Source organism: Aquabacter spiritensis (assembly GCF_004346185.1).
In the GTDB taxonomy this organism is placed as follows: domain Bacteria; phylum Pseudomonadota; class Alphaproteobacteria; order Rhizobiales; family Xanthobacteraceae; genus Aquabacter; species Aquabacter spiritensis.
The window spans coordinates 402,929-423,753 of the sequence record NZ_SMAI01000002.1 but is presented as its reverse complement, the minus strand read 5'-3'; the positions used below and the strand labels follow the sequence as shown (position 1 = coordinate 423,753).

The window sequence follows — 20,825 nt, the reverse complement described above, 5'->3', positions numbered from 1 at the left end:
TGGCGGTTTCAAGGGCGGGCGAAATCTGCCGCAAAGCGCCGGGACCGTGAAGGGGACCCGGCCGGCAGACGCGGCGCCGGCTCAGTTCAGCTTGGCTTTGACGTCGGCGATCGCGGCGTTCATCACGCGCTCCGCGGTGTCGGCCTCGTGCGCCACGCGGCCGAGCAGCCCCTCCGCCGCCCGCACGGCGGCATCGGCCGCGAACGCCTTCACATCGGCGATGGCCTGGGTCTCGGCCTGCGCGATCTTCTCTTCCGCCATGCGGGTGCGGCGGGCGACGAAGTCCTCGAGCTTGGTCTTGGTTTCGGCCGCCAGACGCTCGGCTTCCGCACGCGCGGCGGTGACGATCGATTCGGCTTCTGTCTCGGCCTCGCGCTGCTTGCGCTTGTATTCGGCGACGAGCTTCTGCGCCTCTTCCTTCAGGCGGCGCGCCTCGTCGAGTTCGGCGGCGATGCGCGCGCCGCGCGCGTCGAGCGCGGAGACGATCGTCTTGTGCACGCCGTAATAGATCAGGATGCCGACGAACACGAGAAAGGCCACCGCGACCCAGACTTCGGCCAATTGCATGTCGTTCATGGCTGATCCTCGATCATCCGGTCTCGTTGTCTGCCGCGCTGCGCGGACAGGGAAAGGCGCGGGCGGTGCCCGCGCGCCTCAATGGGTCTTGGACAGCGCGCCATCGACGGCGCTTTCCACATCTTCCATGCGCGGCGTCACGCCGACCAGCGCCGAAACGATCGCCTGCGCGGTGTCGACCGCGATGCCGCGGACATGGGAAAGCGCCTCGGTCTTGGTCGCCTCGATCCGACCTTCCGCTTCCTCGAGCTTGGCCGCGAGCGTCGCTTCCAGGCTCTTGCGGTTGGTCTCCGTCTCGACGTTCAACCGATTGCGGGCTTCCCCGGCAATCGCATTGGCCTTGTTGCGCGCTTCGATCAGCGCCTTCTCATAGGCGGCGAGGGCCGCCTCGCTTTCGGCCCGGCGCTGGCTCGCCTCTTCCAGATCGCGCGCGATCCGGTCGTGACGCTCTTCCAGGATGCGGCCGATGCGCGGAAGCGTCACCCGGCTCATCAGGAAATAGAGGGCGCCGAAGCTCGCGGCCAGCCACAGCAGCTGAGAGCCGAAGGTGGCGGGATTGAACGGCGGGAAGCCGCCGCCATGATCGGCCTCGGCGGCCGCAGCCAACGCCGTTCCCGCGATCAGCAGGACGGTGGAGAGTGAAGCGGACGCTGTCAGCTTGGATGTGACGATCATGATGCGCATTCCCGCTGGACCGGACGCCGCCGCAGCCGGGAGGTCCCGGCCGGCGGACCGCCCGGCTCAGGCCACGAAGAGCAGAACCAGGGCGACGACCAGCGAGAAGATGCCGAGACCTTCGGCGAGCGCCGCACCGATGAAGGCGCGAGCGAACTGGCCGTCGGCCGCCGACGGATTGCGCAGCGCGCCCGAGAGGAAGTTGCCGAAGATGTTACCGACGCCGATACCGGCAAGGCCCATTCCGAGGCAGGCGAGACCGGCGCCCAGGTACTTTGCAGCATCCGCTTCCATAGTTCTGCTCCTTGAGAAACCTGACGATTGAAGACAGGGCGGCCCGGGTCAGTGACCCGGATGGACCGCGTCGTTGAGATAGATCGAGGTCAGCACCGCGAACACGTAGGCCTGCAGAATTGCGACCAGGAGTTCGAGGGCCGTCAGCGCCACGATCATGAAGAACGGCAGCACTGCGCCGAACCAGCCGGCAATTCCGGCCGAAGCCAGCCCGACGACGAAGAAGGCGAAGACCTTCAGCGCGATGTGCCCGGCCAGCATGTTGGCGAACAGACGCAGCGACAGGCTGATCGGGCGCGACAGGAAGGAGACGACCTCGATCAGCACCACGAAGGGCAGGAGGAAGCTCGGCACCCCCGACGGCACGAACAGATGCAGGAAGTGCATGCCGTGCTTGTAGAAGCCGTAGACCACCACGGTGCCGATCACGAGCAAGGCCAAGGCCGCCGTGACGACGATGTGGGCGGTGATCGTAAAGGTGTAGGGCACGAGGCCGATCACGTTCGCGACGAACACGAACATGAAGAGCGAGAAGACCAGCGGGAAGAACACCATTCCCTGCGTGCCGGCGGAATCGCGCACCATCTTGGCGATGAATTCGTAGCTCATCTCCGCCACCGACTGCATGCGGCCCGGGACCAGGGTCCGGCCGCGCGTCGCATAGGTGAGGAAGAGGAAGATCGCGCCGACAATGCCGATCATGAACGCCGAAGCGTTGGTGAAGCTGAACGACACCCCGCTGATGTGCAGCAGCTCGACATAGCGCTGCACTTCGAACTGGTGGATCGGATCGATGGTCATCCGACGCGCGCCCCTCGTGTCGTGCGGCGAATGCCGCGCCTCATAGATGCCTGACCCTGAAGGACGGAGCCCTCAGGACCTTTTGTGACCGAATTCGCCTGCCGCGCGCATCATATTGACGACGCCCGCACCGAAACCGATCAGCGTGAAGACCAGGATCCCCCAGGGCGCCAGGTCCAAGACCTGGTCGATGCCCCAGCCGATCGCGGCCCCGACAAGAACCCCGGCGACGAACTCTGACCCCAGCCGGAAGGCCATGGCCATGCCCGATGCCGTCGACGTGCCCGACTGCGCCTGTCCCGGCTGCGATTGGTCTCTCGGCCGCGCCTTGTCAAGCGCGGCATTGAGCCGCTGAAGCCGTTCGGAGAGGGCAGGATCACCCGCCTCCACGCCTTGGTCTGCCGGCCTTTCGCCCGGTTCCCGTGGGCCGGAATCCGAACGTTTGGGCATGGCGTGAACTCCGGCTTCGGGAGGAGGACACCCGCGACGTGCGGTCCCCGAAACCGCGCGGCACCATAGTTGCGGCCAAAATGGGTGTCAAGGACGGCCTAACTCGTCGCAAAACTTTGATTTTACTAGGAGATTTTCCGTGCTGCAGTGCGCCGCGGCAGATCAACTCACCTCACGTAACCGCTCGGCGCCCTGGAGGTCGACGGAGACCAGCCGCGAAACCCCGCGTTCCGCCATGGTCACGCCGAACAACCGATCCATGCGCGCCATGGTGATCGGGTTGTGGGTGATGGTCAGAAAGCGGGTGTCGGTGAGACGCGTCATTTCGTCCAGCAGATTGCAGAAGCGCTCGACATTGGCGTCGTCGAGCGGCGCGTCGACCTCGTCCAGCACGCAGATCGGGGCGGGATTGGTGAGGAAGACGGCGAAGATCAAGGCCATCGCCGTCAAGGCCTGCTCGCCGCCCGAGAGCAGCGACAGCGTCTGCGGCTTCTTGCCCGGCGGCCGGGCGATGATGTCGAGCCCCGCCTCCAGCGGATCGTCCGCCTCGGTCAGGATCAGCTGCGCCTCGCCACCGCCGAACAGCGTGTCGAACAATTTGCGGAAATGTCCGTCGACCACGACGAACGACGCCTGAAGCCGTTCGCGCGCCTCCCGGTTGAGGCTCAGAATGCCGGAGCGCAGGCGTTTGATCGCCTCGTTCAGGTCGTCGCGCTCGCGGGTCAGCGTGCCGAGCTGGTCCTCCGCCTCCTGAAGTTCGAGGTCCGCCCGCAGATTGACCGCGCCCAGCCGCTCGCGGTCGCGCCGCGCGCGATCGAGCGCGGCCTCGATCTCGGCGAGCGGCGGCGGCGTTGCGCCGGGCGGGAGCCCGGCTGCCCCGCGCGCCGCCTCGGGCGGCCCCTCGAAGGCGTCGGCGATCTCGCGCGCGGCATCCGCGCGGCGCTGCCGCGCGCCCTCGACCCGCCCCTCGGCGCGCGCGGCCTCCTCGCGGGCGCCCGACATCGCCTCGAGCGCCGCGCGGGCGGCGCGGTCCGCGGCGGCGAGCGCCGCCTCGCCGTCCGCGAGCCGGTCGGCGGCGGCGCGGCGCGCCGCTTCGGCGGTCTCGAGTTCGGTCATCAAGGCGCGCCGCTGGCGGATCAGTTCGGCCGGCGCCTGTTCGGTCTCGGCCAGTTCCTGCGCGGCCTCGGCGCGCCGCGCCTCGAGCGCGGCGATGCGGTCCCCGGCGCCGCCGGCCCGCTCGCGCCAGGAGCGCTCTTCGCCGGCGATCGCCTCCAGCCGCTTGATCCGCCCGGCGCGCTCGCGGTCGATCCCGGTGGCGAGGGCACGCGCCTCGGCCACGCCGGCGCGCGCCTGGGCCGCCTCGCCCCGGGCTCCGGCAAGGGCCGCGTCGATCAGCGCCGGCGCCTCCAAGGCGGCGAGACCGGCCTCGACCTGCGCGAGCGCGGCCTCGGTCTCGTCGCGGCCGACCGCGATCCGAACCCGGGCCTCGCCGAGCGCCGAAAGCCGGGCGGCATGCTGGCCGGCCTTGCGCTCGGCCGCGCTCTCCGCTTCCCGCGCCTGATCGGCGAGGCGTTGCGCCGTGCGCCGCGCCTCGCGGGCCTGCATCTCGCGGCCGGCGGCCGCTTTCAGCCGGGCGTCGCGCTCGCCCGCCTCGGCGCGCAGCGTCGCCAGCGCGCGGCGCGCCGCTTCCACCTCGTGCTGGAGGTCGGCCAGCCGGTTGCGCTCCGCCAGCCGACGCGCCGCAGCCGTCGGCGCGTCGGCCGCCGCGACCAGGCCGTCCCAGCGCCAGACGTCCCCCTCGCGCGACACCAGCCGCTGTCCCGGCTTGAGCTGCGCCTGAAGGCGCGGTCCCTCGGCCTTCGCGACGACGCCGATCTGGGCGAGGCGCCGCGCCAGCGCCGGTGCACCCGCCACATGCAGCGCGAGCGGCGCCGCCCCCTCGGGTAGAGCGGGATCCGCCGGATCCGGCGCCGCGCCGGCCCAGCGGGCGTTCGCCCGCGCGTCCACCGGCAGGTCCAGATCGTCGCCGAGCGCGGCCCCGAGCGCGACCTCGAAGCCTTTTGCCACCGTGAGAAGATCGACGACCGGGGGAAACCGGCGGTCGGCGGTGGCGAGCAGCTTGGCCAGCGTGCGCGCCTCGGCGTCCAGCCGGCCGAACGTGCGCTCCGCATCGCCGAGCCGGGGCCGCAGCGCTTCCGCCTCCTGCCGTGCCGCGCCCTGCTCGGCCTCCGCCGCAATTGCCGCCGCGTCGGCCTCCGCCAGCCGGTCGCGCGCCGAAGCCGCGTCGGCGCGCCGACGGTCGAGATCCTCCGTCCCCGCCTCGCGGCGCAGGCGCACCTCCTCCGCTTCGACCGAGGCCAATTCGGCGGCGGCGCGCGTCAGCCGGGCGCGGGCGTCGCGCTGCTGCGCCTCCAGCGCGGACCGGCGGGCGCCGATATCGGCATAAGCCCGCGTGCGCTCCTCCAGCCGCTGCTCCGCACCGAGCAGATGGCGCTCGGCTTCGGCCAGAGCGAGGCCAGCATCGCGGGCGGCGGCGGCGGAGCGCTCCTGTTCGCCGCGCAGATCCTCGGCCTCCGCCGATAGGCGCGCCAGGACGCCGGCGGCATCGGCGGACAAAGCCCGCTCGCGCGCCATGTCCTGGGTGAGCTGCGCCATCCGGCGCTCCAGATCCTGGCGCCGCGCGGCGAGGCGCTCGCCCTCGCGGTCGAGTTCGCCGCGCGCGAGGACGAGCCGCTGCAACCGCGCCGCCGCCTCCGCCTCGGTCTGGCGCAGCGCCGGGAGCTGGTGGGCGGCGATCGCCTGGAGGCGGGCGGCCTCCGCCTGGCCGCGGGTCCGCTCGGCGAGGTCGCGCACCGCCGCCTCGACCGCGCGCTCGGCCTCGGCGAGCTGCTGGTCGGTCTCCCGCCATCGGCTCCACAGCAGGGCCGCCTCGTTGCGCCGCACGTCCTCGGACAAGGCCCGATAGCGCACCGCCTGCCGCGACTGCCGGCGGAGCCCCTCGATCTGCGCGCCGATCTGGGTGACGACATCCTCCAGGCGCAGCAGGTTCTGCTCCGCCGCCTTGAGCCGCAATTCGGCTTCGTGGCGCCGGGCGTGCAGGCCGGCGACGCCCGCCGCCTCTTCCAGGATGCGCCGCCGCGCCGCCGGCTTCGCGCCGACGATCTCGCCGATCTGGCCCTGCCGCACCAAGGCCGGCGAGCGCGCGCCGGTCGAGGCGTCGGCGAACAGCAGGTGGACGTCCCGGGCGCGGACCTCGCGGCCATTGATGCGGTAGTGCGACCCCGCCCCGCGTTCGATCCGCCGCACCACTTCGAGCGCGTCATTGTCGTTGAACGCGGCCGGCGCGGTGCGGTCGGAATTGTCGAGATGCAGGACCACCTCGGCGGCGTTGCGCGCCGGGCGCCCCGTGGTGCCGGCAAAGATCACATCGTCCATATCCTGCGCCCGGAACGCCTTGTGGGAGCTTTCCCCCATGGCCCAGCGCATGGCTTCGACGAGGTTGGACTTGCCGCACCCGTTCGGCCCGACGATCCCCGTGAGCCCGGGCTCGATGAGAATGTCGGTCGGCTCGACGAAGGTCTTGAAGCCGAGAAGCCGGAGACGGGTAAACTTCATCGCGCGGCGATGTGCCAGCCTCTGCAGGTTGCGGTCAAATCCACCGTGCGGCGCGAATCGGCCGGGAGCAAGGCCGGGGGCCGCGCGGTCCACAGGCGCGACCGCGCCCGACGCTTTGACTTTGCTCGGTTCGGGCCCGGCCGGCGCGCCGCCGCGGCGGCCGGCGCGGCGGCACGCGGGACGCGAAAATGACGAAAAACGGTTCCGTAGCGGCGCGTCCCACTCTAGAAGCGTGTCTGCAATTGCTTTCGTGCCGAAGCGCCCCATCTAAGGCGGGCGCGACGCGCATGGCATTTCAAGGACGAGGACACATGCTGTTCAAGCAGGCAGGCGGAGCGAAGGAATCCCCGGCGACCGCAGGCGCCGGCGACGATCTCGTCATCGACACGACCACCCAGACCTTCATGGCGGAGGTCATCGAGGAATCGCGGCACCGCCCGGTCCTGGTCGACTTCTGGGCCCCGTGGTGCGGCCCGTGCAAGACGCTGGGACCGGTGATCGAAAAGGCGGTCCGCGCCGCCAAGGGCAAGGTTCGCCTCGCCAAAATGAATATCGACGAGCACCCGGCGATCGCCGGCCGCCTCGGCATCCAGTCGATCCCGGCGGTCTATGCCTTCGTCAACGGCCAGCCCGTCGACGGCTTCATGGGCGCCGTGCCCGAGGGTCAGGTGAAGGCGTTCATCGAGCGGCTGCTCGGCGGCGCGGGCGATCCCGACGTCGCGGAGATTCTCGCCGCCGGCGAACAGGCGCTGGCGGAAGGCGATGCCGCCGGGGCGGCGGAAATCTTCGCCCATGTCCTGGCCGAGGAGCCCGACAATCTGAAGGCGCTCGGCGGGCTGGTGCGGGCCCAGGTCCTCGGCGGCGCGCTGGAGCAGGCCAAGGCGACGCTCGCCGCGGTGCCCGCCGGCAAGGAAAACGATGCCGCGATCTCCGCGGCGCGCGCGGCGCTCGACCTCGCCGAACAAGCCGCCGAACTCGGCGACATCGCGCCTTTGGAGGCCGCGGTCGCGGCCGATCCGGCCGACCATCAGGCGCGGTTCGACCTCGCTCTGGCGCTCAATGCCCGCAACCAGCGGGACAAGGCGCTCCAGCACCTCATCGACATCGTGCGCCGCGACCGGGCCTGGAACGAGGATGCCGCGCGCAAACAATTGCTCCAATTCTTCGAAGCGTGGGGACCGACCGATCCCAACACGATTTCCGGACGTAAGAAGCTCTCGGCGATCCTCTTCGCCTGAAGGACCAACGTGGCGATCAATCGTTCCTATCTCGCGCCCGGCGACCTCCCCGCGGTGGCGCCGGTGTTTCCGCTGTCCGGCGCGCTGCTTTTGCCGCGCGCCGAACTGCCGCTCAACGTCTTCGAACCGCGCTATCTCGCCATGGTCGACGATGCCCTCGCGGGCGACCGGGTGATCGTGATGGTCCAGCCCGACGTGTCCAAGCCGGACCTGTCGCAGGGGCCGCGTCTGTTCGGCGTCGGCTGCCTCGGGCGGATCACGCAATTCGCGGAGACCGGGGACGGGCGCTATCTGGTCACGCTCACCGGCATCTGCCGCGTGCGGCTGCCGGAGGAGATGACGGTCGAGACCCCCTACCGCCAGTGCCGCATCGACGCCTCGGCCTTCGCCGGGGATTTCGACGAAGGCGCGGGCGAGGCCGATGTCGACCGCTCGGCGCTGCTCGGCGCGCTCGCCGACTTCCTCGAGGCCAACAAGCTCGAGGCGGACTGGGACGGCATCCAGCAGGCCGGAACCGAAACCCTGGTGAACGCGCTGTCCGTCATGTCGCCTTATGGCGCGCTGGAAAAGCAGGCGCTGCTCGAGGCCGACGATCTGAAGGCGCGCGCCGACATGCTGGTGGCGATCACGCAGATGATGCTGGCGCGCATGCCCGGAGACGACGGCGAGCCCTCGCTGCAATAGGGCTCACGGTTCGAACGCGAAGCGCAGGCGTCCGGTCTGGGCGAGCGTGTCCACCCGATAGGTGCGGATCTCCACCGCGCCGCCGACCTCCAGCGTCACGACGACGAGGCCGTCGGCCACCGCCGTCGAGAGGATGCGGGCGTCCCGCGGCAGGGTGGCGACCACGTCCCCCGCCGAAACGGTCTTGCTGCGCAGCATGCGATAGGCGATGACACCGAACACGGCGGCAAGTCCCAGGACCATGATCAACACCGAGATCGTGGAAAAGCGTCGGACCTTGCGCAAAATCCGCTCCTGGTCCGGCGACAGCGGCTCCTGGTTTTCGGGTTCGGGCGGGCTGAGGAACATGGGTCAACCGAATCTGGATGAAGACGAAGCGCTCGACCTCTCGGAGGTGCCGGCGGACCTTGCGAGCGAAACGGACCACCACATCACCGTCAAGGCGGAGGAGGCGGGACAGCGCACCGACCGCGTGCTGGCCGCCCGGCTCGCCCCCTTGAGCCGGACGCGGATTCAGCGGCTGGTTGCCGAAGGGCGGGTCGAAAACGGCGACCGAGTGGTAGGGGACGCGGCCGAGCGGGTCAATCCGGGCGACGTGCTGTGCCTCCGGATCCCGGCCCCGGAGCCGGCGACGCCGGAGCCCGAGGCCATCCCGCTCGCCATCGCGTATGAAGACGATCAGGTGATCGTCATCGACAAGCCGGCCGGGCTGGTGGTGCATCCCGCCCCGGGCAATTGGTCCGGCACGCTCGTCAACGCGCTGCTCCACCAGTGCCGCGGCTCGCTGTCCGGGATCGGCGGAGTCCGCCGGCCGGGCATCGTCCACCGGCTCGACAAGGATACGTCGGGCCTCCTGGTGGCGGCGAAGACGGATGTCGCCCATCGCGCTTTGTCGGCCCAGTTCGCCGATCACGGCCGCGCCGGCGATCTGGAGCGCGCCTATCTCGCCTTCGTATGGGGGGCGCCCGAGCAGAAAGGCACGATCGACGCGCCGATCGACAGGCACCCGGCGAGCCGCGTGAAGATGGCGGTGCGCCCCGGCGGACGTCAGGCCGTGACCCGCTGGCGGCGGATCGAGACCTTCGCCGACGCCACCGGCGCGCCAGTCGCCGCCTTGGTCGAATGCCAGCTCGAAACCGGCCGCACCCACCAGATCCGGGTGCATATGGCGCATATCGGGCATCCCCTGCTCGGCGACGAAATCTACGGCCCGGGCTTCCGGACCAAGCTGGCACGGCTCGCCGCGCCCGCCGCGGCGGCGCTGTCGGGGCTGGGGCGTCAGGCGCTGCATGCCACGCGGCTGGGCTTCGCACACCCGACGCGGGGCGAGGTGCTGAGCTTCGAGAGCCCCCTGCCGCCCGACCTCGCAGCCCTCAGGCAAGCTCTCGCGGCGAGTTGAGGGGATCGAATCTATCCGAACACCGTTGCAGCCTATATGCTGCACGGTTGCGGTCGGCGTTCAGCGGCCGCATGTGCGGCCGCCGAAAGCGGGGCCGCGATGCAAGGAGGCCGGTCCATGGCCCAGTCGAACCATATGCCCGTCCCGTCCGCAGAGGGCGGTCTGAGCCGCTATCTCGAGGAAATCCGGCGCTTCCCGATGCTGGAACCGCAGGAGGAATACATGCTCGCCAAGAGTTGGCGCGAGCATGGCGACCGGGATGCGGCCCACCGCTTGGTGACCAGCCATCTGCGCCTCGTGGCGAAGATCGCGATGGGCTATCGCGGCTATGGCCTGCCGATTTCCGAAGTGATTTCCGAAGGCAATGTCGGGCTGATGCAGGCGGTGAAGCGGTTCGAGCCGGAAAAGGGCTTCCGCCTCGCGACCTACGCCATGTGGTGGATCCGCGCCTCGATCCAGGAATATATCCTGCGCTCCTGGTCCCTCGTGAAGATGGGCACCACGGCGGCGCAGAAGAAGCTGTTCTTCAACCTGCGCAAGGCGAAGAGCCAGATCTCCGCACTCGAGGAGGGCGATCTGCGCCCCGATCAGGTGAAGCAGATCGCCACCAAGCTCGGCGTCACCGAGCAGGAGGTGGTCGACATGAACCGCCGGCTGTCGGGCGATGCCTCGCTCAACGCGCCGCTGCGCGAGGATTCCGACGGCGGCGGGGAATGGCAGGACTGGCTGGTCGACGACCAGGACGACCAGGAGAGCAACCTCGTCGAAAGCGAGGAACTCGCGAACCGCCGGACCGCCCTCGCGGGCGCCCTTTCGGTTCTCAACGAGCGCGAGCGCCGCATCTTCGAGGCCCGCCGGCTCGCCGAGGATCCCGTGACCCTGGAGGAACTGGCGGCGGAATTCGGCGTCTCGCGCGAACGCGTGCGCCAGATCGAGGTCCGCGCCTTCGAAAAGGTGCAGAAGGCGGTGGTGGACCGGGTCCGCGCCCTGGAGACCGCGGAAATCGAACACGCCTGACGCGGACCCGCGTCAGGTCGCCCCGTCTCCCGCCATCGTCACGCAGACCCGAACCGGCCTGACCCGAACCGGCTTGACCGGGATCGGCCCGGAGCCGGCCCGACGCGACGTCGGGACCGGCCCGCGGGCGCCGCGCTCACGCCTCGTCTTCGGCCTGCGCGTCGCCAGCCTCGGCGGCGGTCTCTTCGAGGACCTCGTCCTCGTCGTCGATTTCATCGACCGGGACCATGACGTTCTCGCCGCGCGCCAGGCGCTCGGCCTCTTCCGCGCTGCGCGCGACATTGGCGACGATGCGCACTTCCACCTCGGGATGCAGCGTCACCGGCACGGCGTGCTGGCCGATGGTCTTGATCGGGTGGTTGAGCACGATCTGCTGACGGCCCACGGTGAAGCCGGCCGCGGTCAGCGCGTCCGCGAGATCGCGGGTCGACACCGATCCATAGAGCTGCCCGCTCTCGCCGGCCTGACGGATCAGGACGACGCTGGTCCCGTTCAGCTTGGCGCCGACGGTTTCGGCCTCGGACTTCGCCGCGAGGTTGCGGGCCTCGAGCTGGGCCTTCATCTGGTCGAAGCGGCCGCGATTGTCCTTGGTGGCGCGCAGCGCCTTGCCCTTGGCGAGCAGGAAGTTGCGGGCGTATCCGTCGCGCACCCGCACGACTTCGCCCATCTGGCCGAGCTTGGCGACCCGTTCGAGAAGAATGACGTCCATCTGTGTCTCCTGTGTCTCTTATGTCGAATTGAGGAAAGTCAGCGATCGTTGGCGGCCGGAGGTCCGCCTGCGGTCCCGAAGCGGGTGCGCAGATCGAACATCGTGTCGATGAGGCCGAGCACCGCGACGACGAGCACCGGCCAGCCGAGGGCGGCGGTCGCCACCCAGACGGCGGTCAGAATGAGGGGGCGCGCACTGCGTCCCCGGCTGAGGAAATGGATCACCGCGAAGCCGGCGAGCGCAAAGCCGGTGAGCAGGGTGCCGCCGGCGACCGACGCCGACAGGCCCACCATGCCCGGGGCCACGCTGGCCGCCACGATCACCGCCAAGGCCAGGCTGGCCGCTTGCGGAAGCCGCAGCCCCGCAAGGTCCGGCCACGGCCGGGCGAGCCTGCCCGACAGCATCGCCGCGCGGCCGGCGAGATAGAGGCAGAGGATCTGCGTGACCATGGACAGGACCCCCGCCATGGGCGGCAGGACGCTGGCGACGAGGGACGCCATGTTCGCGGCATCGGCCGGTGCCAGGCCGGAGGAGCCCGCCTCGGCCTGGACGAAGGCGTCGAACGCCGTCTTGACCGCGGCCCTGTAGGTTTCGAGATCGGTCGCGACCGAGAGCAGTCCGACGATGGTCCCGACCGTCGCCAGCGCCGCCGCCAGCAGAACCAGGGCGGGGATCGGCAGCCAGACCAGCCCGCCCCGGCCCGCGGGCTCGGCGCGCGCGAGCAAGGCGGCATAGGCCAGAACCCAGGCCGGACCGCCGGTTGCGACGAGATAGGCGACGAGGAGGGTGCTGCCGAAGGCCAGAGCGAGGCCCAGCCCCGCCACGGCGACGCCGATCAGTCCGGCCCAATGGGAAAAGGCGAGACCGGCCACCATGATCGGCAGCGGCGCGAGATAATAGAGCGGAACGGCCAGCATGGTTCCCGCAGCGACACCCGCCACGAGAAGAGCCGAAGCCGCGCCTGCGGCGATGCCGATGAGAAGAATCTGACCCATGATCTCGCTGTCCCGCCGAAGCGGTTAGAAGCCGGTCGCTCTGCCGGCCTCAACTGGCGCCCCGCTGATGCGCGGCGCCTCGTGTTCCCATCCCGCGTACGATCGACGTGCCCGGCCCGCCCGAAGGCCGGGCCGGGCCGGCGATCAGCGGATGACGAAGGGCAGCAGGCCGAGGAAGCGCGCGCGCTTGATGGCCGCCGACAATTCGCGCTGCTTCTTGGCCGAAACCGCGGTGATGCGGCTCGGGACGATCTTGCCGCGCTCGGAAATGTAGCGCTGCAGCAGGCGCACGTCCTTGTAGTCGATCTTCGGCGCATTCGGCCCGGTGAACGGGCAGGTCTTCCGGCGACGGAAGAACGGGCGGCGCTGGCCGCCACCGGTTCCAGCTTGAGCGAATGCCATCACACAGCCTCCTCGCCCTGAGCTTCTTCACGCTCGCGCGGACGGCGCGGGCGCTCGTCGCGGTCGCGTCCGCCGCCGAAGCCGCGGTCGCCACCAAAGCCACGCTCGCCGCCGAAGCCGCGATCGCCGCGGTCGCGGTCGTCGCGGTCGCGCTTCTGAAGCATGGCGGACGGGGCGTCCTCGTGCGCTTCGACGCGCAGCGTGAGGAAGCGCAGAACGTCCTCGTCGATGCGCATCTGGCGCTCCATCTCCTGGACCGCCGCCGCCGGGGCGTCGATATTGACCAGGGTGAAGTGCGCCTTGCGGTTCTTGTTGATGCGATAGGTCAGGGACTTCACGCCCCAATACTCGGTCTTGCCGACCGAGCCGCCGTTCGCCTCGATTACACCCTTGAACCGGGTGGTCAGTTCCTCGACCTGCTGCGCCGTCACATCTTGGCGCGCGAGGAACACGTGCTCGTAGAGCGCCATGTGGTCTCGTGCCTTTCTCGTTTCTTCCGCCCCCGGCGCCAAGCCCTTTCGAGCCTTCGGAAAGGCTCGTTGCTCGGAAGGCGGGAACACGGGACGACGGGCCTTCACCCTGCCGGCCATGCCGCTCACGCGGCCACAGCCAACCGTCCGTTCAGCCCCCGGCCGGGACAACGGAAGCGGGGCGTATAGCAGGTTTCCCGGAGGATGCAAGGGGAGGCGACGGGCGCACCGTTGAAAGCGGTTGCAATTTCATTCAGGACACCTACTCTCAAACAGGCTGGACCTGAGCTGTCTGGTAAGGGGGAACGAAGATGAGCGCCATCGTTCGCGACGAATCGTTCGGGTCCGACGAGGAGAACTTTGCAGAGCGCGTTCTCTGCACCCTCTTGATCGACGGCAGCTTGTCGATGTCGAACGACAGCAAGATCGATCAACTGAACGCCGCGCTTCACCTGTTCAAAAGCGAGCTGATGGCCGACCCACTCGCGTCGATTTCCGTCCGCCTGAACATCATCCGTTTTGGCGGACTGAACGGGAAGGACACGGCCCATGTCGTCACCGACTGGACCGAAGCGCGCGAGTTCACCCCGCCGACGGTGACTGCCGCAGGTCAGACCCCTCTCGGGAGGGGACTTTCCCTTGCCATGGAAAGCATCGCTGAGGAGAAAGCGTCCCTGCGGGCCATCGGCATCAGCATGAAGCGACCCTGGCTCTTCATTCTCACGGACGGGCAGCCCAACGATCCTTGGGAGGCCGCCGCTGCCCAGTGCCGCGAGGGCGAGAAGAGCGGCAAATTCATCGTATGGCCCATTGGGATCGGCCAGGACGCGAATTTCGACGTCTTGCGCCGCATGAGCAGCCGAAATTTCGCCCTGGAGGTGGGTGAAGCGAAATTCCGTGAGCTGTTCCAATGGCTCTCCGACAGCATGAAGAGTGTCAGCAACTCACGGGCTGGCGAGGTTCTCGCACTCCCCAGCCCGACCGATATATTCAAGGTTCATGCATGAGCTCCGCGGCCCGGCGCCTGTGATCCGGGAATGGGAGGAGGACGGCTTCCAGATCAGAGGCGCGGATTTGACCTCACGCCCGTTCTGGGTGACCGCCGCGGCGGTGCAAGGAGAAGCCCATCGGTCTTTGGGCAGGCCCTGCGAAGATTATTTCGAGGTGGCCTTGCGGGCCGGCTGGCTGTTTGCCGTTGTCAGTGACGGAGCCGGAAGCGCATCGCAGGCGCGTATCGGCGCCCGAACACTGGCGACTGTCGCAGTCCAGGCGCTGCAGGACTCGGCGGAACAGATTTCGCTCGGCGACGAGGCGGGCTTTCAGTCCCTCGTTGAAGGGGCCATCCTAACTGCGCGGAAGACCTGCGTCGATTCAGGGCCGAGTCCTGAATTGAACAACTATCTCGCAACCTGCGTCGGAGTCGCCCTTCATTCTGATGGAGGATATTTCTTCCACATCGGCGACGGGCTCGCTGAAGCCTTCACGACCACCGAGCAAGAAACGGCCTCGCTGCAGGTCTCAAGACCTGAAAACGGCATATATTCCAATATCACTTATTTTTTTGCCATGGACACGTGGAGGGAGCATCTGCGGATCATCCGCTTTGGCCCTACCGACGCCGTCCTCCTCATGACTGATGGCGTAACGAGCTTCGCGGCGCCCGCTGGCGCGGCTGTGCGTCCGGCCTTCGCCAGAGACCTCATTGAGGGCCTCTTCGGCGACACCCCCCACGACGAGAACGCCCTGGCCCAGACCCTTCTTCACCCGAAAGCGCGTCGATACAGCCAGGACGACAAGACACTCCTTGCGATCCGCGTGCGCCGATGAGCCGGCAAAGCCCGCCGCCGCCCCCCGCACAAGCGATGCCGAAACATTACCTGGAAGCAGCAACCAAATCCAATCCGGCCCGAGGCATCGGAACCCTCTCCGCGCCAATCGCCGAAGGCGGCGCCGGCCACATTTATCGGCATCCTCACGATCCGTCCCAGGTCATCAAACTTTACAAGCCGGACCGGATCGACGGGCACGCCGATAAAATCTCCTACATGGCGGCAGTGGCGGACAGGGTGCCCCCGCCCTCCTCTCAGTTCCGGGTCATATGGCCGAAGCGGATCATCGCAGATGTGGCGAGACCCGATCGCCCGCTGGGGTTTTCGATGGAATTCCTGGACGCGAGGGATTGGGTCCGCTTGGACAAGTTCAGCCACCCAATCTTGCGGCGCCAGGAAGGCCTGAGCGATTCTTACCGTCTGCGGCTTCTGGCGGTCCGCCATTTGGCGATGGCCATCAATGCCCTGCATGCCATCGGAGCGCACATCATCGATCTCAAGCCAGAAAACATCATGGTTTCAAGGTCTGGCGCGACCATCGCGATCATCGATTGCGACGGCATGCAGTTGAATTCTGGGGCGCGGGTTCTCTTCCCCGCGGCGCTGAAAACCCTGGACTACACGGCTCCCGAGTTTCAATCGGTCGCACCAAACAGGATCGACAATCCCGCGAACCAGGACGGATTTGCCTTCGCCGTCATCGCCTTCAGGCTCCTAAATAGGGATGCAATCGAGCCGTTCTCCGGCATCACCTCCCCTAGATTGCCCAACCTGCCTTCCGACGCCGTCGGCCGGAGCCTTGCAGGCATGTATGCTTTCGGGCTGAAGCCAGATCCACGGATCGCGCCACAGCCCCAATCGATCCACACGACATGGCCACTTGCGCTTCGCCAGGCTTTCGACTCGGCGCTCGCGTCCCGCAACAGACCCTCGATGCAGGATTGGCTCCGCATCACCGACCTCGCACTGCGTGAGCTCAACCGATGTAAATCAAGCCATTATCATTTCGGCCACAAGTGCCACACCTGCGGGTCCCTCAGCATGCCCGGCCCCAGCGGGCCGAGCATGCCCTGGCCCTCTCGCCTAAGAAACCTGCTGGTCCCGGCCGGTCCCCTCTCATCACCCATCAAAATCGGCATGGGCGTTTGTCTTGGGATGATCGCTCTCGGGCTCCCGATCTCCCAATATCAAGCGCTCTCCACGCCACGTGATGCCCCCCCGAAACCGACATCGCTCGTGGTCGCAGCCCCGGAGCCCCCTCTTCCCGCAACCGGGATTGCCGGCCGGAATGCCTCCAGCCCGCCCCTTAATGCGCCGCTGCCTCCCATCAGGGAAATCCGGGAATTGCCCCCGCCCAACCTAAAAGCACCTGTCAGCCCGACCCCGTCGCCCCTCATCGAATTGCCGAGCATGGTGGCGCTGCCGCCTGAGTTTCCGTCACGCAACGCCTCTTCTGACAGTCCGTCCCTCAACCCGCCTGCTCTCCGAGACGCGGCGCCGACAAGGCGCCTCCCGCCGTCGCCATCCCGTCTCGTCCTCCCCGACTTCGCCGGACGCCAGATCACATGGCTCGGCCCGTCCGAGGCATCCACCTTGGTCGACGCGCTTGACACCAAGCTGGACGGAGAACGGATCGTCGTCCGAACCTCGGCCGGCTCGGTGCTCGCGGCCCAGATCGGTCAAAGCCGACCTCCGTGTCGGAGCATGGAAATTTATCCGAGGCTCGGCAACATGATCTTCATATCGCTGCTGTTTTGTCCCGACACGCAGCGCCGCTGGGTCGGTCGGCGCACCTGACGCCGCATGCGAAGCCCGCTTGCTTGGTGACGTCGCGGCATCGCTTGCCCTTGACACCCTGCCGTTGCGGGTGTCTCTCCCCTCCCCAACTTTCGGGCCAGCAACAAGAAGCGAGGGAACGCGCATGAGCACGGCCTTCATCTTTCCGGGACAGGGCAGCCAGCAGGTCGGCATGGGCAAGGCGCTCGCCGATGCCTTCCCCGCCGCGCGGGCGGTGTTCCAGGAGGTCGACGACGCGCTGTCGCAGCCTTTGTCCGCGTTGATGTGGGACGGGCCGGCGGACGAGCTGACCCTCACCGCGAATGCCCAGCCGGCGCTGATGGCGGTCTCGCTCGCCGCGCTGCGGGTGCTCGAGGCCGAGGCCGGGCTCGATCTCGCGACCGACGCCGCCTTCGTGGCGGGGCACTCGCTCGGCGAATATTCCGCGCTCGCCGCCGCCGGCGCCCTGTCGGTCTCGGAGGCCGCGCGGCTGCTGCGGATCCGCGGCGCGGCGATGCAGGCGGCGGTGCCGGTCGGCGAAGGCGCGATGGCCGCCCTGCTCGGGCTGAGCTTCGAGGATGCCGTCGCCGTCGCCGCCGAAGCGGAGGCGGGCGAGGTCTGCCAGGCCGCCAACGACAATGCCGACGGGCAGGTCGTCGTCTCCGGCGCCACCGCCGCCGTCGAGCGGGCGATCGCCCTCGCCAAGGCGCGGGGCGCGATGCGCGCCATCCTCTTGCCGGTGTCCGCCCCGTTCCATTGCCAATTGATGGCGCCCGCCGCCGCGGCGATGGCCGAAGCGCTCGCCGGAGCGCACGTCCGGGCGCCGGTCGTGCCGCTCGTCGCCAATGTCAAGGCCGCGCCGGTGAGCGACCCGGCCGAGATCGTCCGCCTTTTGGTCGCGCAGGTCACCGGCACCGTGCGCTGGCGCGAGAGCGTCCTGTTCATGGCGGCCGCCGGCGTCGACCGGACGGTGGAGGTCGGCGCCGGCAAGGTCCTTTCGGGCCTTTCCCGCCGCATCGCCAAACAGATCGCGGCGACATCGGTCGGCACCCCCGACGACGTCGCGGCCTTCATCGCCGCCCGCAAGGCCCCGGCGGCCTGATCCTGCACCCCAGTTCCGGAGGCTTCATGTTCGATCTCAGCGGCAAGACCGCGCTCGTCACGGGCGCTTCGGGCGGGATCGGCGGCGCCATCGCCGCCGCTTTGCACGCCCAAGGCGCGACCGTCGCCCTCTCCGGCACGCGCCGCGACGCGCTCGAGGCCGCGGCGGCGGCCCTGGGCGCGCGGGCGCACGTGCTGGCCTGCAATCTCGGCGTCGCCGAGGAGGTGGAGAAGCTCCTGCCGGAGGCGGAGGCCGTGCTCGGCCCGGTCGACATCCTGGTCAACAATGCCGGGATCACCCGCGACAACATCTTCATGCGCCTCTCGGACGAGGCATGGGATCAGGTGATCGCGGTCAACCTCACCGCCGCCTTCCGGCTCTCGCGCGCCGCGGTGCGCTCGATGATGCGCCGGCGGACCGGGCGCATCATCTCCATCACCTCGATCGTCGGCGTGACCGGCAATGCCGGCCAGGGCAATTATGCCGCAGCCAAGGCCGGCCTGATCGGCATGTCCAAATCGCTGGCGCAGGAAGTGGCGAGCCGGGGCGTGACGGTGAATTGCGTCGCGCCCGGCTTTATCGCGACGCCGATGACGGACGCGCTGAACGAGAAGCAGCGCGAGACGATCCTCAAGGCGGTGCCGGCGGCCCGGCTCGGCACGTCGCAGGAAATCGCGTCGGCCTGCGTCTATCTGGCGTCGGACGAGGCGGCCTACGTCACCGGCCAGACGCTGCACGTCAATGGCGGAATGGCGATGATCTGAGCCCGCGCAAGCAGCCGCGAATCGGGGGGCGCGGCGGGCGCGGGGGGCGGAACGCCGATGCTCGGCGAATTCGCGGCGCATCGGGCGGGAATCCTGTTGCATCCGGCGCGCCGAGCCTGAAGGATGCAGGCGCGCGAGCGGCTTTGGGTTTGCTGGCAAAGGTCGGGGAAGTATGGTAACGACCCGCTCCATCCGGCCGAGCAGAAGACGCGAGTTCGGATTTTGGATTTCTGTGCTTCGATCTGCCGACCGGATGCGAGCATGGGGGGCTGGGCACGGCGGGCGAAAGGCTTTATGCCCTCTCGCAGCCGCTGTACGGCAGTGACATTTATTCACACAATGAGGGTGCATCGATGAGTGACATCGCCGAGCGGGTGAAGAAGATCGTCGCGGAGCATCTGGGGGTTGAGCCTGAGAAGGTGACTGAGAACGCCAGCTTCATCGATGATCTCGGCGCCGACAGCCTCGACACCGTCGAACTCGTGATGGCCTTCGAAGAGGAATTCTCCACGGAGATCCCCGACGACGCCGCCGAAACCATTTTGACCGTGGGCGACGCGATCAAGTTCCTCGAAAAGAACGCGGGCTGACCCTGGCCCAGGCATTCGGCGGTCGCGCGCTCTGCCCGCGGCCGTCGGCGTGATTTTGTGGAGTTTCCCCTCATGAGACGTGTTGTCGTCACTGGCCTCGGCATGGTGACGCCGCTCGCCTGCGGCGTCGAGCCGAGCTGGCGGCGACTTCTGGCGGGCCAGAGCGGCGCCAGCCTCGTCGATCGCTTCGACGTTTCCGACCTGCCGTGCAAGATCGCCTGCATGATTCCGCGCGGCGACGGCACCGCCGACAGCTTCAATCCGGACGACTGGATGGAGCCGAAGGAGCAGCGGAAGGTCGACGATTTCATCATCTTCGCCATGGCTGCGGCGCAGCAGGCGCTGGACGATGCGGGCTGGCATCCGACCAGCTACGAAGACCAGACCGTGAGCGGCGTCCTGATCGGCTCCGGCATCGGCGGCATCGAGGGCATCGCCGAATCCGCGCATATCCTGCGCGAGCGCGGGCCGCGCCGCATTTCGCCCTTCTTCATTCCCGGCCGCCTGATCAATCTCGCCGGCGGCTACGTCTCGATCGCGCACGGCCTGAAGGGGCCGAACCACGCGGTCGTCACCGCCTGCTCCACCGGCGCCCATGCGATCGGCGATGCCGGTCGCCTGATCGCGCTCGGCGATGCCGACGTGATGGTGGCGGGCGGCACCGAATCGACCGTCAACCGCCTGTCGCTCGCCGGGTTCGCCGCCTGCAAGGCGCTCTGCACCTCCTTCAACGACGCCCCCGAGCGCGGCTCGCGCCCCTATGACCGGGACCGCGACGGCTTCGTGATGGGGGAAGGCGCTGGCATCGTCGTGCTCGAGGAATACGAACACGCGAAGGCGCGCGGCGCCAAGATCTATGCGGAACTGATCGGCTACGGCCTGTCGGGCGACGCCTTCCACATCACGGCCCCCTCGCCGGATGGCGACGGCGCATTCCGCTGCATGACCGCGGCCTTGAAGCGGGCCGGTCTCACGGCGGCCGACGTCGATTATATCAACGCGCACGGCACATCGACCATGGCGGACGAGATCGAGCTGCGCGCCGTCGAGCGGCTACTCGGAAATTCCGCGGCGAACGTGTCGATGTCGTCGACCAAGTCGTCGATCGGCCATCTGCTCGGTGCCGCGGGCGCCGTCGAAGCGATCTTCTCGGTGCTCGCGATCCGCGACCAGATCGCCCCGGCGACCCTCAATCTCGAAAACCCCTCGGTCGACACGCCGATCGATCTGGTCCCGCTGAAGGCGCGCTCGCGCCCGATCGAGACCGCTTTGTCCAATTCGTTCGGGTTCGGCGGGACCAACGCGTCGCTTCTGTTCGCGAAGGTGGACCGGTAGAGGCGTCCCGCGCGGCGTCCGCATTTTCATGCGGCGCCGGGCGGATGGTCCAACTTCCGTCCAGATGCATGGTATCCCCTGTCCGGCGCGCCGCGGCCGGCGGC

22 protein-coding genes are annotated in these 20,825 nt (G+C 68.6%); 11 read left to right on the top strand and 11 right to left on the bottom strand.

All coding sequences use genetic code 11. The features are described 5' to 3' along the window. Positions 1 to 81: 81 nt before the first annotated feature. From EDC64_RS06115 to smc, 6 genes are all read right to left on the bottom strand, one after another. The gene (locus tag EDC64_RS06115; protein ID WP_207915920.1) at positions 82 to 576 is read right to left on the bottom strand and encodes a F0F1 ATP synthase subunit B family protein; all 495 of its coding nucleotides are present in this window, start codon (positions 574 to 576) and stop codon (positions 82 to 84) included. A 78-nt stretch (positions 577 to 654) separates the two neighbouring features. After that, positions 655 to 1,251 (bottom strand): F0F1 ATP synthase subunit B, encoded by a 597-nt coding sequence (locus EDC64_RS06110; RefSeq protein WP_207915918.1) that lies wholly within the window; start codon positions 1,249 to 1,251, stop codon positions 655 to 657. 66 nt (positions 1,252 to 1,317) lie between these two features. Further along, on the bottom strand, positions 1,318 to 1,545 hold the full coding sequence (locus EDC64_RS06105) for a F0F1 ATP synthase subunit C (RefSeq protein ID WP_132030360.1): 228 nt from the start codon (positions 1,543 to 1,545) through the stop codon (positions 1,318 to 1,320). 48 nt (positions 1,546 to 1,593) lie between these two features. Beyond that, positions 1,594 to 2,346, bottom strand: coding sequence for a F0F1 ATP synthase subunit A (locus EDC64_RS06100; RefSeq protein ID WP_132030359.1), 753 nt, complete (start codon positions 2,344 to 2,346; stop codon positions 1,594 to 1,596). A 72-nt stretch (positions 2,347 to 2,418) separates the two neighbouring features. Continuing rightward, complete coding sequence (locus tag EDC64_RS06095) at positions 2,419 to 2,796, bottom strand: AtpZ/AtpI family protein (RefSeq protein ID WP_132030358.1); 378 nt, start codon at positions 2,794 to 2,796, stop codon at positions 2,419 to 2,421. A gap of 162 nt (positions 2,797 to 2,958) precedes the next feature. Then, a complete protein-coding gene (smc, locus tag EDC64_RS06090; RefSeq protein ID WP_132030357.1) occupies positions 2,959 to 6,411 on the bottom strand; it encodes a chromosome segregation protein SMC in 3,453 nt (1,150 codons plus the stop codon). A 311-nt stretch (positions 6,412 to 6,722) separates the two neighbouring features. Between smc and trxA the strand changes: the two genes are divergently transcribed. Both trxA and EDC64_RS06080 read left to right on the top strand, forming a co-directional pair. Further along, complete coding sequence (gene trxA / locus EDC64_RS06085) at positions 6,723 to 7,649, top strand: thioredoxin (protein WP_132030356.1); 927 nt, start codon at positions 6,723 to 6,725, stop codon at positions 7,647 to 7,649. Between the two features lie 9 nt (positions 7,650 to 7,658). After that, positions 7,659 to 8,333 (top strand): LON peptidase substrate-binding domain-containing protein, encoded by a 675-nt coding sequence (locus EDC64_RS06080; protein WP_132030355.1) that lies wholly within the window; start codon positions 7,659 to 7,661, stop codon positions 8,331 to 8,333. Positions 8,334 to 8,336: 3 nt separating this feature from the next. Here the strand turns inward: EDC64_RS06080 and EDC64_RS06075 are convergent, their stop codons facing one another. Continuing rightward, entirely contained in the window at positions 8,337 to 8,681 is a 345-nt protein-coding gene (locus tag EDC64_RS06075; RefSeq protein ID WP_132030354.1) for a hypothetical protein, read from the bottom strand. Between EDC64_RS06075 and EDC64_RS06070 the strand changes: the two genes are divergently transcribed. Continuing rightward, entirely contained in the window at positions 8,680 to 9,732 is a 1,053-nt protein-coding gene (locus EDC64_RS06070) for an RluA family pseudouridine synthase (RefSeq protein ID WP_132030353.1), read from the top strand. The two genes, EDC64_RS06075 and EDC64_RS06070, sit on opposite strands and share 2 nt — an antisense overlap. 117 nt (positions 9,733 to 9,849) lie before the next feature. After that, positions 9,850 to 10,749: an RNA polymerase sigma factor RpoH gene (gene rpoH / locus EDC64_RS06065; protein ID WP_132030352.1), complete on the top strand. Its 900-nt coding sequence runs from the start codon at positions 9,850 to 9,852 to the stop codon at positions 10,747 to 10,749. Positions 10,750 to 10,885: 136 nt separating this feature from the next. On the opposite strand, the gene rplI is transcribed toward rpoH, so the two are convergent. The 4 genes from rplI to rpsF form a co-directional block, all read right to left on the bottom strand. Next, positions 10,886 to 11,458, bottom strand: coding sequence for a 50S ribosomal protein L9 (rplI, locus tag EDC64_RS06060; protein ID WP_132030351.1), 573 nt, complete (start codon positions 11,456 to 11,458; stop codon positions 10,886 to 10,888). Positions 11,459 to 11,496: 38 nt separating this feature from the next. Further along, positions 11,497 to 12,453 carry a DUF2232 domain-containing protein gene (locus EDC64_RS06055; RefSeq protein WP_132030350.1) on the bottom strand — a complete coding sequence of 319 codons (957 nt, stop codon included), beginning with the start codon at positions 12,451 to 12,453 and terminating at the stop codon, positions 11,497 to 11,499. 144 nt (positions 12,454 to 12,597) lie between these two features. Continuing rightward, a complete protein-coding gene (gene rpsR, locus EDC64_RS06050; protein ID WP_132030349.1) occupies positions 12,598 to 12,855 on the bottom strand; it encodes a 30S ribosomal protein S18 in 258 nt (85 codons plus the stop codon). After that, complete coding sequence (gene rpsF / locus EDC64_RS06045; protein WP_132030348.1) at positions 12,855 to 13,325, bottom strand: 30S ribosomal protein S6; 471 nt, start codon at positions 13,323 to 13,325, stop codon at positions 12,855 to 12,857. Before rpsF ends, rpsR begins: the two co-directional genes overlap by 1 nt. A 311-nt stretch (positions 13,326 to 13,636) precedes the next feature. Between rpsF and EDC64_RS06040 the strand changes: the two genes are divergently transcribed. The 7 genes from EDC64_RS06040 (at position 13,637) to fabF (ending at position 20,721) form a co-directional block, all read left to right on the top strand. Then, on the top strand, positions 13,637 to 14,332 hold the full coding sequence (locus tag EDC64_RS06040; RefSeq protein ID WP_132030347.1) for a vWA domain-containing protein: 696 nt from the start codon (positions 13,637 to 13,639) through the stop codon (positions 14,330 to 14,332). A gap of 67 nt (positions 14,333 to 14,399) precedes the next feature. Then, positions 14,400 to 15,152, top strand: coding sequence for a PP2C family serine/threonine-protein phosphatase (locus EDC64_RS06035; RefSeq protein ID WP_207915916.1), 753 nt, complete (start codon positions 14,400 to 14,402; stop codon positions 15,150 to 15,152). A gap of 35 nt (positions 15,153 to 15,187) precedes the next feature. Next, complete coding sequence (locus EDC64_RS06030; RefSeq protein ID WP_165933654.1) at positions 15,188 to 16,951, top strand: hypothetical protein; 1,764 nt, start codon at positions 15,188 to 15,190, stop codon at positions 16,949 to 16,951. Positions 16,952 to 17,075: 124 nt separating this feature from the next. Further along, positions 17,076 to 18,032 (top strand): ACP S-malonyltransferase, encoded by a 957-nt coding sequence (gene fabD, locus EDC64_RS06025; protein WP_132030344.1) that lies wholly within the window; start codon positions 17,076 to 17,078, stop codon positions 18,030 to 18,032. 26 nt (positions 18,033 to 18,058) lie between these two features. Next, positions 18,059 to 18,796, top strand: a complete 738-nt coding sequence (gene fabG / locus EDC64_RS06020) for a 3-oxoacyl-[acyl-carrier-protein] reductase (RefSeq protein WP_132030343.1) — start codon at positions 18,059 to 18,061, stop codon at positions 18,794 to 18,796. A gap of 353 nt (positions 18,797 to 19,149) precedes the next feature. Further along, positions 19,150 to 19,386 carry an acyl carrier protein gene (locus tag EDC64_RS06015; RefSeq protein ID WP_132030342.1) on the top strand — a complete coding sequence of 79 codons (237 nt, stop codon included), beginning with the start codon at positions 19,150 to 19,152 and terminating at the stop codon, positions 19,384 to 19,386. A 72-nt stretch (positions 19,387 to 19,458) separates the two neighbouring features. Next, positions 19,459 to 20,721, top strand: coding sequence for a beta-ketoacyl-ACP synthase II (gene fabF / locus EDC64_RS06010; protein ID WP_132030341.1), 1,263 nt, complete (start codon positions 19,459 to 19,461; stop codon positions 20,719 to 20,721). Positions 20,722 to 20,825 lie beyond the last annotated feature (104 nt).

Excerpts from the sequence above, each read along its gene's own strand:
- EDC64_RS06115 (WP_207915920.1), bottom strand. The coding sequence starts at position 576 with ATGAACGACATGCAATTGGCCGAAGTCTGGGTCGCGGTGGCCTTTCTC.
- EDC64_RS06110 (WP_207915918.1), bottom strand. The coding sequence starts at position 1,251 with ATGATCGTCACATCCAAGCTGACAGCGTCCGCTTCACTCTCCACCGTC.
- EDC64_RS06105 (WP_132030360.1), bottom strand. The coding sequence starts at position 1,545 with ATGGAAGCGGATGCTGCAAAGTACCTGGGCGCCGGTCTCGCCTGCCTC.
- EDC64_RS06100 (WP_132030359.1), bottom strand. The coding sequence starts at position 2,346 with ATGACCATCGATCCGATCCACCAGTTCGAAGTGCAGCGCTATGTCGAG.
- EDC64_RS06095 (WP_132030358.1), bottom strand. The coding sequence starts at position 2,796 with ATGCCCAAACGTTCGGATTCCGGCCCACGGGAACCGGGCGAAAGGCCG.
- smc (WP_132030357.1), bottom strand. The coding sequence starts at position 6,411 with ATGAAGTTTACCCGTCTCCGGCTTCTCGGCTTCAAGACCTTCGTCGAG.
- trxA (WP_132030356.1), top strand. The coding sequence starts at position 6,723 with ATGCTGTTCAAGCAGGCAGGCGGAGCGAAGGAATCCCCGGCGACCGCA.
- EDC64_RS06070 (WP_132030353.1), top strand. The coding sequence starts at position 8,680 with ATGGGTCAACCGAATCTGGATGAAGACGAAGCGCTCGACCTCTCGGAG.
- EDC64_RS06075 (WP_132030354.1), bottom strand. The coding sequence starts at position 8,681 with ATGTTCCTCAGCCCGCCCGAACCCGAAAACCAGGAGCCGCTGTCGCCG.
- rpoH (WP_132030352.1), top strand. The coding sequence starts at position 9,850 with ATGGCCCAGTCGAACCATATGCCCGTCCCGTCCGCAGAGGGCGGTCTG.
- rplI (WP_132030351.1), bottom strand. The coding sequence starts at position 11,458 with ATGGACGTCATTCTTCTCGAACGGGTCGCCAAGCTCGGCCAGATGGGC.
- EDC64_RS06055 (WP_132030350.1), bottom strand. The coding sequence starts at position 12,453 with ATGGGTCAGATTCTTCTCATCGGCATCGCCGCAGGCGCGGCTTCGGCT.
- rpsR (WP_132030349.1), bottom strand. The coding sequence starts at position 12,855 with ATGGCATTCGCTCAAGCTGGAACCGGTGGCGGCCAGCGCCGCCCGTTC.
- rpsF (WP_132030348.1), bottom strand. The coding sequence starts at position 13,325 with ATGGCGCTCTACGAGCACGTGTTCCTCGCGCGCCAAGATGTGACGGCG.
- EDC64_RS06040 (WP_132030347.1), top strand. The coding sequence starts at position 13,637 with ATGAGCGCCATCGTTCGCGACGAATCGTTCGGGTCCGACGAGGAGAAC.
- EDC64_RS06030 (WP_165933654.1), top strand. The coding sequence starts at position 15,188 with ATGCCGAAACATTACCTGGAAGCAGCAACCAAATCCAATCCGGCCCGA.
- fabD (WP_132030344.1), top strand. The coding sequence starts at position 17,076 with ATGAGCACGGCCTTCATCTTTCCGGGACAGGGCAGCCAGCAGGTCGGC.
- fabG (WP_132030343.1), top strand. The coding sequence starts at position 18,059 with ATGTTCGATCTCAGCGGCAAGACCGCGCTCGTCACGGGCGCTTCGGGC.
- EDC64_RS06015 (WP_132030342.1), top strand. The coding sequence starts at position 19,150 with ATGAGTGACATCGCCGAGCGGGTGAAGAAGATCGTCGCGGAGCATCTG.
- fabF (WP_132030341.1), top strand. The coding sequence starts at position 19,459 with ATGAGACGTGTTGTCGTCACTGGCCTCGGCATGGTGACGCCGCTCGCC.